Raw genomic sequence first — 14,216 nt, 5'->3', positions numbered from 1 at the left:
AATGAAACAGTACGTTAAATTGGGTTCCTTGTTTGCGAACAGCCTGTTGAGCATGGCAATCGCCGCAGGCATGGCAACGCTCGAAGGTTGCGGCGGTGGCGGTGGTAGCTCGGCAACCTCCGGCGGCGCGACAGACCAATTGCAGTCCCAGGCCGGCGCACCCACGCTCGCTGAAGGCACGACCGGTGGCGGTGGGGCTTCGACCGGCGGCACTTCTGGAACAGGCACAGGCACTGGCTCCGGCAGCAGTGCCCCCACCGCCGGCATCACGGGTGGCAGCACCACGCCGGCCCCGGAAACCGTGGCCAGCACCTTGGGCTATGCGGCCCCAACGGGCACCGTCATCAGCGGCGCAGATGGCGCCAGCCAATGGCGCTTCAGTTCCACCAAGACGCTGGCCTACTCGGCCGGCTCCGTATCGACCGATGTTTCCGGCTCGGTGCTGCTGAAATTTGACTTCGGCTGCCAGACTTCCGCCATCGTCGTGCGCCAGACCGATTGCCGCAATTCCGTCAGCGCGCGTCGCCTCCTGCCTGCTTCCGTGCCCGTCAGCGGCAAGTCGATGCTCTCGATCGACGTGCGCAATGTGGACGCCTCGGCCAACTTTGCCGTGATGCTGTGGGATTCAACCGGCCAGGTCCTGCGCTACCCCCTGTCATTGCGCGGCATTGAAAACCGCAGCCCCGATGCCGTTCAGCGCGTCTACATCCAGCTCAACAAGCCTTCGTCGTACTGGGCAGGGGCCAACGATGGTGTGGTGCACGACAACATCGTGGCGATTGCCGTCTCGGCGCAGCCCTTCATCAACGACTTCGCCACGGGCGGCATGAACTACCCGGCTGGCACCCTGGCCTTTGGTGACATCCGTCTGCATGCTGCATCCAGCTTTGATTACACCCTGCAGACCAACGCCCAGCGTGTGACCAGTGCCTATACCAGCTACAAGGGCCGCCTGGCCGTGGCTTCAGACTCCCTGGAGCCCTTCTACCTGGACAAGGCCTTGCAGGCCGGCATCTTCACCATCCGCCGTGACCTGAACTGGGAAGGCGCCGAGCGTGCCGGCGTGTTCAACTTCAATTACAACCTGGGCTTCATGCCCGGCGTTCAGACGCGCGGCATGAAGATCCTGTGGGTGCTCGATTACGGCCACCCTGATCATGGCGGCACCACACCGCAAACGGCCGACGATCGCCAGGCCTACGCCAACTTCGCACAAGCTGCCGCCACGGCGTTCAAGAACAAGCCGGTGCTGGCCTATGAGCTGTGGAACGAGCCAGACAGCAGCATCTACTGGACCTCACCTGATCCCGTCGCCTTTGCCGACATGGTCTCGCGCGCCACCAGCGGCATCAAGACTGCTGACAGCACGGCCAAGGTCGTGACCGGTGGCGTGGTGCTGGGCCCTGATCTGTCCTACCTGTACAAGCTGGCCGGCCAGACCACCAAGCTCAGTCAGGTGGACGCGATTGGCGTGCACCCTTATCGCTTTGACTCCTTCACCTACACCGGCCCCTACAAGCGCGTGTCCAACAGCCCCGAGGCCTATGCGGCGGACCAGGCTGTGTTGTCGAAGCTGCTGACGGCTGCCGGCTCCACCAAGCCGATGTGGGACACCGAGGCGGGTTATTCCTCCTACCTCTTCCTGGACTCGACCCGCTACGGCAACGGGCTGGACCCGCGTGCCCTGAACCGCCAGGGTGTGCTGACACTGCGCCGTGTGCTGACGCAACTGGCGATGGATGCCCCGCTGATCACGCTCTACAGCCTGTATGACACGGCCTACAACGCGACCGACCGCGAGCACAACTTTGGCCTGCTCAACGCCGACCTGAACGAGAAGCCTTCGTTTGTGGCCCTGAAGAACCTCTACAACAGCGTGGGGCAGTTGACCTTCAAGGGCTACCACAGCGATGTGCCGCCTCACACGCATGCGCTGCGCTGGGATAACAGCAGCACCAGCGCCCGCGTCTTTGTGATGTGGAACGACGATCCTGACTTCAGCACGACCGTGACCTTGCCCGCGGGCGTGACCGCCGTGAAGTCCTGGACTGGCACCACGATCACCCCGGCTACCGCCACAGGCGGGGCCAAGCAGATCACGCTGAGCGAAGACGCCGGCCCCGTGTTCGTCTTCGTCAACTGAAGCGGTTTGCCGAAGATGCCAGGGGCCTGATCAGGCCCCTGGTCTGCAGGTGATCAAGGGCGTCTCGGTCACGACCGTCTGGGTTTCGGCCTTCTCTTCGGGCAGCACGCCCCAGGCCAGGCGCCCTGTCAGATCGCGAGCGGGGATGGTGTAGTTCACCTGGCCTTCTCGCGCCCAATAGGCGGTGCACTGCTCTTGCCCTGTGTTGATCTGAGCCTTGAACACACCCTTGGCTGGATTGCTGACGCTGACCTTGCTGCCCTCAGACAATAGGGACACAGCCACTTTCAATGCCTTGAAGGCCGGCTTGACGCCCAGGTCTTTGGTGACCAGACCGAAGTTGTGTTCCTTCTCCATCGGGTCTTTGCCACTGTTGCGAAGCTCGTACCACCATACGCCGCGTATCGTGGGCTGAGCCCTGACCAGCAAGTGAAAGCGCAGCAGGAAATCGGCCGTCTGGTTTTCTGTCCAACCCGTCTTGTCTTGGTGGTTGGGCCAGCCAATCTCGGTCACGTAGATGTCCATGGGGCGACCTTGGTTGGCCGCAGTCAGTTTCGCGCTTAATTTGGCGAGCCAATCATTGGCATCCTCGGGGCGGTTCTGTGTGGGACGTGAATAGACGTATGGGTGAACAGAAAAGCCGTCGATGCCTTTCAGCCCGCCTAGTGAGATGAACTCATCAACCCATTTGTCATTGGGGTTTGCAGTTACGCCCGCAATCAGTTTGGCGTTGGGGTCAACACTGCGAACTGCCGCCATGGTGGGGCGTAGCAGCCTGATGTAGTTCTCTACCGAACGGAGCGTGCGGGGCTTTCGATTGGAGCCCAAGCCGATGTCCCATTCGTTCCACACTTCGTACAGAGGTACGCGCCCCTTGAAGTGCGTAGCGACGAACTTGGCGTAGCGCGCAAAACCTTCTATGCCCGTATCCGTCGTTGGCAGGTCTCCGAGGTCGTAGAAGGTGTTGCCGTAGTCCAGCGGAATCATGGGAGAGCCGCCTGCGCTTCTGATGCGAGTGATCACCGCATCCAGATCGGTCAACGAGGTGGGGAACACCAGTTGATCTTTCTCTTTTTCAATCCGGTGCCAATAGGCCTCATCACGCATGCTGTTGAACCCGCCCATTGAATACAGGCTCATCGCCTCAGACTGGTTCATTTTGTTCTGACCAACGTGGGTGCCCATACCGAAATAAAACGGAGCAGCGACGCTGGTCGAAATCATTCCCAAAGTGGCGATGGCCATGGGTATGGAACGTAGAGCCAAGCGTTTAAACATACACAATCCGCTTAATGAGTGAGTGACGGTTGAGGACACATTGCCCTATGCCAGCAATGCTCAGACAAAGGATGACGGACGCCGCAACAACTGCCAATGGAGACCTTTGCGAGGTCTCGGGTAGTGCATTGACGATGGCATTCTGAATTGGCGCGTGCACGAGCAAGATGATCAGTCCATTTCTACCCAACAGCGCGAGGGGTAGTCGAGCTTTACACGCGTTAATACAGAGCAGCTGAGACGCCATGACGCACAAAGCCATGCCTACAAGAGTGGCAAGCAGCGCAGCAGGCCATGCCTGAATCACCCTGTAATTGAGATCCAGGGCCGGGTCGAAGTTCACCATGATCAAGAAAGCTGCACCGATGGCGACAATCGATAGCCAGGCGGGCCATTGGTTGTGAATGTGGAGGGACACTTCTTGATGGTGGGCCTGATACCAGGCGCCCAGTAGAAGCAGCGAAGCGACGAGAGGCGACAGATCCAGGCTGAATGGCAAACCGATGGGGCGTTCCCATAGGTCATGGGGCAGATACGACCTGGCCAATGTGGAGCTCAAGAGCCAATAACTCGCGCCAATCCCCACGACTGGAATCAGCGGGCCCCAGAGACGCTCGCCGAGCGGCTTGCCGCCAACGATGCCCATCCTGTAGAGGCAAAGGCCAGGCACGAGCGCCGTCAGCAACCAAAGCGGCGCGTTGTAGAGCGAATTGCCCGTGCCCCAAACGAGCGCTTGCAGTGAGCTGGTAAGGTCTGGTGAGGCTATGGCCGTGATTTGCTTTGGCGCGTAGAGCACGATGCCAATGCAATACACCTTGATTGTTCCGAGGATCAAACTCGATAGAGAGCGCTGCTCGGTGGCGGTATGAGCCAGCATCCCAAAGCAGAAAAAACACAGTGGGATGGCAATCAGACTCAAGGCAAAGAAAAGTGAGCTGCCTTGGTTGCGCAGCGCCTGATTTTCACTGACCACCAGAGCGAGGATTGCCAAGCCAGCCGTGACAGCTTGATGGTCAGTTTGTCGTTTTGGTGGGCTCACGTTGATAGACAAGCAGCGCCACAATGGACACATACGCAATCGTATTGGTCACGTTGAACATCGACTGCGCCAACCAGGGGCTGCATGCGCCGGCCAGGCCAATGAGCAGGGGCCCTCGTGTCTCCAGCGCTTTCGCCAGGAGGCGCTTCCACAACAGGATGGTCAGGGCGAACCAGAGCCCCAGGCCCACCAGGCCGACGCTCAACACGAGTGCGATGTACTGGTTGTCGATCGCGAACGTCGCGCGGTAGTGCCCGTTCACGTACCAGCCCAGGCCCGTGAGCAGCGTGTACCAGCCGTGGCGGATCAATTCTGAAAAGTAATACTGGTTGCCGTAAAGCCGCTCGCCCAAGGATGATGAGGACAGGATGCTGCTGGAGGTCGACAGCAGCCTGACCAGCGGTGCGGCGAAGTAGATCATCATGGCCAGGGCCCCGAAGCCAGCAGGCAACCAGGACAACGCCGTTGATGGCTTGCCCTTGGCGCGGTAGATCATGAGGGTGCCCAGCATGGCGCATGCCGCCATCAGGTAGGCTGCACGTGTCAGCGTGAAGTACAGGCCGAGGGCCGCCAGCCCCATCAGGCCGGTCAATGCCAGGCGCAGCCATATATGGCGCTTGTCCAGCCACAGCGCCAACGAGATGGACAGCACGATGCCGCAGAAGAAGCCAAAGTCATCGGCGTGCGCGAACGCGGAATTGGATCTGCGCTGCCCGAAGAAGCCCAGGTTGAACGCCGCGGCTTCCTGCGAGATCCAGGTGCCGATTGCAAAGTTGTCCTGCTTGATGCCCTGCGCCACGCCCAGGCAGACGATGGGGATGGCGCCCAGGTAGAAGAGCTTGAGGAAGAAGTCCTCGCGAACGCGGAACGAGGAGTTGATCGCCAGCGCCGCCAGGAAGAAGTACCAGTAGTTGACGTAGAAGCCAAAGAGGATGCGAAACGGCGAGGCAAAGGGGTCTGCCGTGGAGAACAGCACCACCACCCACATCCAGCAAAGCCAGCTGTAGACGATGGGCATGATGCGCCGGTCATAGCTCGCATCCTTCGGGCGCCGAAAGCCCAGGATGGCGATCCCCAGTATCAGCACGAAGATGGAGGAGGGCAGGATCTTCTTTTTGATGGCCACGTACTGGGCGTAGCCCCACAGCCCGTCCACCATCAGGAAGTACCACGCGAAAAAGAACCCGAGCGCGAGGATGGCGTGCGCGGGGCGTGGCTGGAACGGCTGCTCGGTTGGCGTCATGGATGCGGACTTACCGTTGCGCGGCGGCTTGTTGATAGGCGGTCAGGTAGCGGCCGCATACATAGGCTGGGGCAAAGATGCTGGCGCCTTCAAGGCAGGCCGAGCGCTTGCCGGATGCGTCGGCCCCTGCCTGCGCGGCCTTGACCATGATATCGGCTAGTTGGGGGGCGTTGCCCGCCTCAAACAGGTGGCCATTGCGCCCTTCCTGAACCAGCTCCGGTGTGCCCCCTGTGCTGGAGCCAATGACGGGCACACCGTGGCAGAAAGATTCGAAGATCACGCGGGCCAGGGGTTCGTCCCACAGCGAGGGCACCACGGTCCAGTCGAGTTGGGTGTAGAAGTCTTCGGGCTTGACGCGGCCCAGGAAGCGCACAGGCAGGCCCTGCGCGCGATGCTTGAGCGATTCGATGTAGGCCTCGTCGCCATCGCCGCCAATGAGCACTTCAAACGCGGTACCCGATGACATGGCCACCTTGGCCGCGTTGATCAAGGTCTCGACGCCTTTGGTGGGGGCGATCCGACCGATGTAGCCAAACCTGATGGCCAGGCCTGGCGCACGTGGCGGGCAGTGTTCTGCTGGCGCGTAGGCGTTGTAGATCACGTCTGCCCGCGCGTGGGGGAAGAGGCCGTAGGCCTTGTGCTTGTTCAGGATGAAGTGGCTGTTGCCAATCACCGTGTGGACCAGGCGGGTGGCGTGGGCACGCGGTGTGCCCAGTACGCGGCATTCGGTGCAGCGTGTCTCGCATGGCTTGCCGCCTTTGAACATGGCGGTGTTCGGGCAGAGCATGTAGTAGTCGCGCAGGGTGTGCACGATGGGGATGCGGCGTGCAGCCAGTTGCTGCCACACGGCCACCGAAAAGCCCGCCACGTTGTTGGTGTGGGCCACATCGGCTTGCCATTGGTCCAGCACCTGGCCCACTGCTTTGGCACCCTTGACGTTGTAGCTGTCCAGCCCATGCCACAGCAGCTTCTTCCAGCCGGGCTTGGGGCTGGCATCCAGCGGGTCGTACACATTGGCAATGGGCAGGCGCTCGATGCGCACGCCGTTGAGCTCGCTGGTGCTGCGCTCGGGGCCCAGTGTGATCACGCAGGCTTCATGGCCTTGCCGGACCATGGCTTCCGCCAGAAAGCGCACCGACTTTTCTGCGCCACCGACTTCGTTGGGTGCGTAAAAGCTGTTGATGTAGGCGATCTTCATGCCTGTGCTGCCTTGCTGGTGTAGCTCTGGGCGGCGCATCGGTCCCAGGTGAAGGTGCGGGCGTGCGCGATGCACGGTGCCCTCAGGGCGCCCGTGCCGGCTTGTTGCAACGCGGCCTGGAAGGCTGTTGTCAGGTCGGCATCGGTGGCGCACACCCAGCCTGTCTGGCCGTTGGCCACCACCTCGGGCAGGGCCTGCAACTGGGTCACCACGGCGGGCAGGCCCTGTGCAGCGGCTTCCAGCAGCACCAGGCCAAAGCCTTCCACGCGCTCGGGCACGTCTTCACCGGTCAGGGCAAAGACATGGGCCAGCGCGTAGGCGGCCTTGAGTTCACCATCAGGCAGTCGCCCGGTGAGCGTGAGCCTGACCTGGCCTGCCTGCGCGGCAGCCTGAAGGCGTGCGCCATAACCGGCTTCCACTTCCTTGCCCACGCACACGTAGTGCACGCGGCGCTTGAGTGCGTCGGGCAGGCGCGCAAGCGCCTCGATGGTGCGGTGCTGGCCTTTGCGCGAATCCAGGCGGGCCACCGTCAGCACGATGAGTTGGTCCGACTGCAAACCGGCCCGTGCAGACAAGGCCTGCTGGTCAGCCGCCGAGGCGGTGTCGAACCAGCTGTGATCGACACCCAGCGGTGTGACGACGGACCGTGGCGCCAGCTTGGGGAAGTGGGTTTGCAGCAGGCTCTGGGTATAGCGGCTGTTGCACACATAGCGGTCAAAGCTGGCCAGCGCGCTGGATGCCCGCGCCAGACGCGCGCGGATCGAGCGCTTGATCAGCAGGATGTCGGTGCCGTGCAGCGTGGCCAGGCGTTGGCTGCCGGGCGTGGCCACCCCGCGCAGGGCGACGATGGCCGGCCAGTCGGCGGCATGCACCACGTCATAAGGGCGTGCGGCCTGAGCCAGCGTGCGCTTGATCTGCGCGCGCAAGGCCTTGAGCTCCTTGAAGTGAAACACATCGCCTTCAAAGCGGATCACCTTCACGCCAGCTTGGTCGCTACAGGCCTGAGGCTGTTTGTGATCCGGCGCCAGCACCGTGACCTGATGCCCCGCACGCACCGCGGCCTCGGCCAGGCTTGCGCAGTATCGTCCCACGCCACCGGGGTAGGGCGGGTACTCGTGGGTCAGCATCAGGATGTTCATGTTCAAGGTTGGCGCAGCAGCTTGGTCACGGCCAGGATCACCAGCACAGCCAGCAGGCTTTCAGAGACGAGACAGACGATGGCGGCACCGTGCCAGCCATGCAAAGGGATCAGCCACAGGCCCAGCCCGGCGTAGATGGCCAGCACCAGAAACTGGATCTGTGTGCGCACACGCTGGTAGCCCGCCCCGGTGAGTGCATCAGACAGCACATAGTGCACCGCCTGGATCGCGGGCAAGGGCGCCAGCCAGCGCAGCACGTCAGCGGTGTCCCCATAACTGGGGCCCAGTATCCAGGGCACCAGGGGGGCGCACACGTACATGCCCAGGCCCACGACCATGCCGTAGGGCACAGAGAAGCGGATGAGCTTCTTGCTCAAGGCAAACGAGTGCTGCACGCCCGACTGGCCCGACTTGAAAAAGCGCGAGGCGGTCACGTCCAGCAGGGAGCGCACCGGGATGAAGGCCATGACCACCAGGCGGTAGGCGGTGGTGTACACGCCCAGCTCGGCACTGGGGGCGGTGCGGCCCAGGAAGACCTTGTCCAGATCGGTATAAGCGGCCTTGGCCGAGGTGCCCAGGGCAAAGTAAGTGGCATCACGCCATTGGCTTTGAAGGGCGGCCAGTGACAGGCTCAACCCGCCAGCACGTCGCGCCGCGGCGGGCACATGGACCAGGGTCAGCAGCAAGAGCAGCGTGGCACTGATCATGGCCCAGTTGAGGGCCTGGGGCGTGTCGCTCACCAGCAGGCCGCCAATGGCCAGCACACGGCACAGGCTGATGGACACGTTGATCAGGCTCAGGCGCTTGATCTGGTCCATGGACTGGAACAGCTGGCCGGCCACCAGGCAGGACCGCACCAGCACCAGCTCGGACAAGCCAACCACCAGGGCCAGGGGCAGGTTGCTCTTGGGGCCGTACACCCACTGCACGGCCAGCATGATGGCCATGACCAGGATCAGGCCCAGCGCGACGGTGACGGCCAGGCAGTTGCCCAACTGGACCGGCGCGGCCTTGTGGTCGCGTGACACGGTCATCAGCATGACGTTGCCATAACCCAGGCCGGCCAGCGGCACCACGATGGCCACCATGGCGTTCACGGATGCGAAGGCACCGTATTCAGCCGCACCCAGGGTGCGCGCCAGCAGGATGAACTGGATGGCCTGCAGCACGACGGCGGCCATGTTGCCACCGAGCATGAGGAAGGTTTTCTTGAACAGACTACCCGCAGCCATGAAACCTGCCGTTGCCCAATGCGCGCGCTGGCTCAGCGCGCCAGCAGGTCACGCGTGGCCGGCGTCACACTGCGGACCAGGTCTGCAGCGAACTGCTCCTGCCGTTGGAAGACGCTCTCCAGCTGGCTCGGCTCGGTCGAGGCGGGCACCTTTTGCGAGACGCGCATGAGCAGGCCGTCCGTGACCCGGCCTGCCAGGCCTTCCTGGAGGATGTGCATGCGGGTCTTGAAGGCGCTGTCGCTGTAGATGCTGCCGATGCGGATCCAGTAGCTGACGACTTCCATCGAGCCATTGCGGTCCAGCGCGATCATGCGCTTGCCAATGATGGCTTGCTGGCTGGTGCTGCTGGTGACGCCGAAGGTGTGATCCTGGATGTTCTTGACCGCATAACCTTGCGCGGGGTAGCACAGCTCGGGGCGGTGAATCTTGACTTCCTGGCGCTGGTGCTTGCCCCAGGCTACGGCCACACCAATTTGATGGCCTTGATTGTCCGCATAGGTGCGCAGCACCGATTGGTCATAAGGCTGGTTGATGTCGGGCTCGTTGCCTTGCGTGATCGATACCTGCGTGAGTGGCGAGGCCAGTGCAGCCCAGTCGCCAATCTTGTTGGGGATGCTGGTTTCCAGCTGCGGCTCATTGGCCTGCTCGTGCAGGGTGGGCTGCGCCAACCGGGCGGCCACGGCAGCACCACACAGGATGGATGCCAGCACCCAGGTTCGTGCGTGAATGCGCCAAGGGCCGGACAGCATCGTGGTCATCAGGCAAAGTCGTTGAGGATGGTGCCCGCAAAGGCAGGGCAGGCTTTTTGCAGCTGCGTGACCAGCGTGTTGAGCGCAGCGGCCTGGGTGACGCCCTTGCGCGCCACGGCCACGGCGGAGCCGCACTTGGCTGCGATCACGCGGGCATCTGCGCCATGCACGGCTGCCGGTGTGTCCACGATCACGTAGTCGAACTTCATGATGACCTCGGACAGCAGCAGGTCGAAGGCGGCGCGTTGAACCAGCTCCAGCGGGTTGGGGGGCACGACCCCGACCGGCAGCACATACAGGCTGGGCAAGGCGTCAACCGGGCGGATGACGTTGGTCTCCGAGCGGCCGGACAGGATGCCGCTCAGGCCGGATGTGCCCGAGCCAATGTTGAACAACTCGTGCAGGCGCGGCGTGCGCATGTCGCTGTCGATCAGCAGGGTGCGGCCATCCAGCTGGCTGAAGGCGGCAGCCAGGTTGGCGGCAAAGAAGGTCTTGCCATCACCACTGTCCGGGCTGCAGACAGCCAATGCCAGAGGGGCATTCTTGACGCCGAAGGGGCCGGACAGCAGCGAACTGCGGATGTCGCGGAAGAACTCGGCAGCCGAGTCGAAAGGCGAGGTGGCCACCACCAGCTCGGCGCTGATGTTGTTGCGGCCATCGGCGGCATAGGGGTAGTGAAACTGCTGCGACAGGGCCCACAGCACATCTTCACGTTTGACGTAGCCCAGCTCGACGGCGGCTTCACCGAACTTCAGGCCTTTGGAGCGTTGCAGGGCAACGACCGCTTCGACCTGCGCAGGGGACAACTTGTGGGCATCAGCAATGATGTTGCCAATGCTCTTTTCACCGCCGACTTCGTTTTGAGAGTTTTTCATGGCCAAGGTCGTTGAGGTGGTCAGGCCTTTTTCGGGGCAGTCAGTTCAGGCAGGGCACGCTTGGCCAGCCTTGGCGGGCTCTTGACCGGGAGCAGGGCGCCCTTTTTGGCTTCCAGCGCCACCGGCATGGTGCCCAGGTAGGTCGACTTGGTGAAGTTCATGATGTCTTCCTCCTGGCGGATACGGCGATCGCGCGTTTCACGCAGCACGGCCAGCCCCACGCTCAACATGCCGCCCAGGATGATGGCGATGGCCGTGTTGAGGATCATCTTGGGGAAGGACGGGTCAGCCGGCGGGGTGGCAATCTTGAGGATCGACACGTCGGTCTGGTTGCTCTGGCTTTCCAGGCTGGTTTGCGCGTAACGGGCCTGCAGGGCGTCGTAGGCGCGCTGCGCATTGGCCACATCAGAGACCAGCACGGAGGCCTCGTCACGCTGAGCCCTCAGGCGCAGGATCTTCTCGCGTTGCGCTTCCAGCGCCGCCTTGACCTGGGCTTCACGCGAGAGGTTGACGGTGTTGTTGATCGACACGCTGGAGGTCACGCGGTTGATTTCCGCGTCCATGCGCGCGCGCAGTTCGTTGATGTTGGCTTGCAATTGCACCACTTGCGGGTGCGCACTGCCTTGAGATGCCGCCAGCTCTTTCAGGCGGGCTTCCTGCCTGGACAGGTCAGCCTTCAGGGCCGCCACGACCGGGTTGTTCAGCACTTCGGCAATGTTGGCGCCAGCTTGTGCCTTGCGGCTCATGGACTCCGCAGACAGGCCCTGGATCAGCACCAGCTGATTGGACAGATCGGCCAGGCGGGCGTTTTCAACATCCAGCCGGTCGTCTGTGGCCACAATGCCTTTGTCGCGTTGATAGGCCGACAGCTTGTCTTGTGCCTGGCTCAGCTTCTCGCGCAATTGTTTGGCCTGCTCGTCAAACAACATGGTGAAGCGGCGAGCCGGCTCAACGCGCAACTCCAGCGTGGTGTCGATATAGGCCTGCACAAATGCATTGGTCAATGCGGCGGCGAACTTGGGATCGGCTGCGGCATAGGCCACGTTGATCACGCTGGACTCCTTGGAGGGCACGATGTCCAGCTTCTTTTGCAGGACTTCTGCCAGCCAGGCTTCAAAGTTGCCCTCGCCCTCGGTGTCTTCCTGCCACTGTTCACGCAACACCGCGTTCTGGTCCAGCTTGAGCGCGCGGATCACCTTCTGGGCGACGCGGTCACTGCGCAAGATGTCCAGCTGGGTGGCCACGTAGGTGGGCAGCATGGTGCCCGGCATGATCATCCCGTTGATCGGGTCCGGGTTCTTGGAGTTGATGACGACGGATGCCGTGGCCGTGTACTTCTTGGGCAGAATGAAACTGACACCCACGATGAGCACGACCACCGTGGTGAACACGCCGACCACAAGCCATTTGCGAGCTTTGAGTATCAGTAGAAGCTGGTTGAGGTTCATGAGGTCACTTTGGGCTGAAGGGCGTCGGCGCGGTTCTGGGTTTCAGCCTTGTCACGGATGAAAAACCCTAAAACCGTATCGGTACCAATGGTCAATGCGGTGGCCAGCATGAACAGCAAAATGCCAGCAAAGCTGTGCACGAATCCCTGCCCGACCTCGTCGCCGAAATAATAGGTGATGAGCACCAGCGCGATCACGCGGGTCACGTTCGAAACAAAAGAAATGGGCAATATCAGCATGGCCAGCACGATATTGCGCAGCCTGGACGTGTGCCCGATGACGCTCAAATAGAACACGCCAATGGCTTCCAGCGCAAAAATCGAGTTCAAGCCGGCGCAGGCATCGGCCACCAGCAACTGATAGGGGCCGATCGTCAGTGTGACGCCTGAGCGCCCGATGGGGTAATGCAGTTTGTAAAGAATGGCTTCGGCCACATAAGACACTGCGGCTTTCAGCGGCGCCGTCACCTGGTCAACGATGGAGCCCGGAATGGGGATGATGAACAAGATGAAGAAGATGGGGAACCACATGACCCGAAAACCGGCCCAGCCTTGGTAGAGCAGGGTCAGCCCGGTGAGCACCAGTATCTGCGAGCCCACATCCATGAACAGGATGTCTTGCGAGCGGCCCACGATGTAGAGCAGCAGGCCGGCGGCCAGCAGCGCGCCACCGCTGAGTGGGGCGGGCTGGGGCGCCAGGCCAACGAAGGCGGGCAGGCGTTGCCAGATCAGCCACAGCGTGAGCGCCAGCATGACCGGGCCATGGCCCTGGCCGACGATTTTCCAGATGGAGGCGTCCAGCGTCATGTACGTGGGCAGGTACATGGCGAACAGGCCGGCAGCCATGGCCAGCAACTCGGCGCGTGAAGGCGTTTCGTCGCGGGCTTGGGTCAATGATGAAGAGGCTGCCGGCTGAATTGAGGACATACTGATGGCGAGTTTAAGCCGCCTTGTTCAGATAATCCCGGTAAGCAAGCTCAATGCCGTCCCTCAAATTGGTGCTTGCTTTCCAGCCCAGGGCGCTCAGGCGCGAAACGTCCATCAATTTGCGGGGGGTGCCGTCGGGTTTGCTGGCGTCAAACGTCAAGCTGCCCTTGAAGCCGACGATGTCGACCACGGTTTCGGCCAGTTCGCGGATGGTCACATCCGTGCCGGTGCCGATGTTGACCAGCGGGCCGCAGTAGCCCTTTTCCATCAGGTAGACGCAGGCGTCGGCCAGGTCGTCCGCGTACAGGAACTCGCGCATCGGGGTGCCGGTGCCCCACACGACCAGGGCGGCGTCGCCGCGTTGCTTGGCCTCGTGGGCCTTGCGGATCAGGGCGGGCAGCACGTGGCTGTTGTTGAGGTCGTAGTTGTCGTTGGGGCCATACAGATTGGTGGGCATCACGCTGATGTACTGCCGGCCGTACTGGGCGTTGTAGGCGTCGCACATCTTGATGCCGGCAATCTTGGCGATCGCGTAGGGCTCGTTGGTGGGCTCCAGCAAGCCGGTGAGCAGTGCGTCTTCGTGCATGGGCTGGGGGGCCAGCTTGGGGTAGATGCAGCTGGAGCCCAGGAACATCAACTGTTGCACGCCAGCCTCGTGGGCGCCGTGGATCAGGTTGGCTTCGATCATCAGGTTCTGATAGATGAAGTCGGCCCGGTACACGTTGTTGGCCTGGATGCCGCCCACTTTGGCTGCCGCGATGTAGAGGTAGTCGGGCTTTTCGGCCTGCAGGAACGCGTGCACGGCGCGCTGGTCGAGCAGGTCGAGTTCGCTGCGGCTGCGCGTGATCACGCGGGTGTAGCCGGCCGCCTGCAGGCGCCGCACGATGGCGGAGCCCACCATGCCGCGGTGCCCGGCCACGAAGATTTTGGCGTTCTTGTCCATGTC

General features: G+C 62.2%; 12 protein-coding genes. 1 reads left to right on the top strand and 11 read right to left on the bottom strand.

Going from position 1 to position 14,216, the window contains the following annotated elements; translation table 11 throughout:
• Positions 1 to 52: 52 nt before the first annotated feature.
• A complete protein-coding gene (locus HY019_RS13215; protein ID WP_290692811.1) occupies positions 53 to 2,143 on the top strand; it encodes a cellulase family glycosylhydrolase in 2,091 nt (696 codons plus the stop codon).
• Positions 2,144 to 2,173: 30 nt separating this feature from the next.
• Here HY019_RS13215 and HY019_RS13210 read toward each other — a convergent pair whose 3' ends face one another.
• From HY019_RS13210 to HY019_RS13160, 11 genes are read right to left on the bottom strand one after another with little or no spacing between them, the layout of a single operon-like run.
• A complete protein-coding gene (locus HY019_RS13210) occupies positions 2,174 to 3,388 on the bottom strand; it encodes a glycosyl hydrolase (protein ID WP_290692810.1) in 1,215 nt (404 codons plus the stop codon).
• Between the two features lie 25 nt (positions 3,389 to 3,413).
• The gene (locus HY019_RS13205) at positions 3,414 to 4,472 is read right to left on the bottom strand and encodes an acyltransferase family protein (protein WP_290692808.1); all 1,059 of its coding nucleotides are present in this window, start codon (positions 4,470 to 4,472) and stop codon (positions 3,414 to 3,416) included.
• Entirely contained in the window at positions 4,435 to 5,703 is a 1,269-nt protein-coding gene (locus HY019_RS13200) for a hypothetical protein (protein WP_290692806.1), read from the bottom strand. The genes HY019_RS13205 and HY019_RS13200 overlap by 38 nt, the downstream gene beginning before the upstream one ends.
• Before the next feature lie 10 nt (positions 5,704 to 5,713).
• Positions 5,714 to 6,901: a glycosyltransferase family 4 protein gene (locus HY019_RS13195; protein WP_290692804.1), complete on the bottom strand. Its 1,188-nt coding sequence runs from the start codon at positions 6,899 to 6,901 to the stop codon at positions 5,714 to 5,716.
• A complete protein-coding gene (locus HY019_RS13190) occupies positions 6,898 to 8,040 on the bottom strand; it encodes a glycosyltransferase family 4 protein (protein ID WP_290692885.1) in 1,143 nt (380 codons plus the stop codon). Before HY019_RS13190 ends, HY019_RS13195 begins: the two co-directional genes overlap by 4 nt.
• A gap of 2 nt (positions 8,041 to 8,042) precedes the next feature.
• Positions 8,043 to 9,272: an oligosaccharide flippase family protein gene (locus tag HY019_RS13185; RefSeq protein ID WP_290692802.1), complete on the bottom strand. Its 1,230-nt coding sequence runs from the start codon at positions 9,270 to 9,272 to the stop codon at positions 8,043 to 8,045.
• 32 nt (positions 9,273 to 9,304) lie between these two features.
• The gene (locus tag HY019_RS13180; protein WP_290692800.1) at positions 9,305 to 10,030 is read right to left on the bottom strand and encodes an exosortase C-terminal domain/associated protein EpsI; all 726 of its coding nucleotides are present in this window, start codon (positions 10,028 to 10,030) and stop codon (positions 9,305 to 9,307) included.
• Positions 10,030 to 10,896 carry a polysaccharide biosynthesis tyrosine autokinase gene (locus tag HY019_RS13175; RefSeq protein ID WP_290692798.1) on the bottom strand — a complete coding sequence of 289 codons (867 nt, stop codon included), beginning with the start codon at positions 10,894 to 10,896 and terminating at the stop codon, positions 10,030 to 10,032. Before HY019_RS13175 ends, HY019_RS13180 begins: the two co-directional genes overlap by 1 nt.
• A 20-nt stretch (positions 10,897 to 10,916) precedes the next feature.
• Entirely contained in the window at positions 10,917 to 12,344 is a 1,428-nt protein-coding gene (epsF, locus tag HY019_RS13170) for a chain length determinant protein EpsF (RefSeq protein ID WP_290692796.1), read from the bottom strand.
• Positions 12,341 to 13,237 carry an exosortase B gene (gene xrtB, locus HY019_RS13165; RefSeq protein WP_290692794.1) on the bottom strand — a complete coding sequence of 299 codons (897 nt, stop codon included), beginning with the start codon at positions 13,235 to 13,237 and terminating at the stop codon, positions 12,341 to 12,343. The genes epsF and xrtB overlap by 4 nt, the downstream gene beginning before the upstream one ends.
• Before the next feature lie 46 nt (positions 13,238 to 13,283).
• Complete coding sequence (locus HY019_RS13160) at positions 13,284 to 14,213, bottom strand: GDP-L-fucose synthase (RefSeq protein WP_290692793.1); 930 nt, start codon at positions 14,211 to 14,213, stop codon at positions 13,284 to 13,286.
• Positions 14,214 to 14,216 lie beyond the last annotated feature (3 nt).

This window comes from Aquabacterium sp., from assembly GCF_016195855.1.
Taxonomy (GTDB): Bacteria; Pseudomonadota; Gammaproteobacteria; order Burkholderiales; family Burkholderiaceae_C; genus Aquabacterium.
Note: the sequence above shows the minus strand (reverse complement) of the source record. Positions and strands in the feature narration are given on the sequence as shown.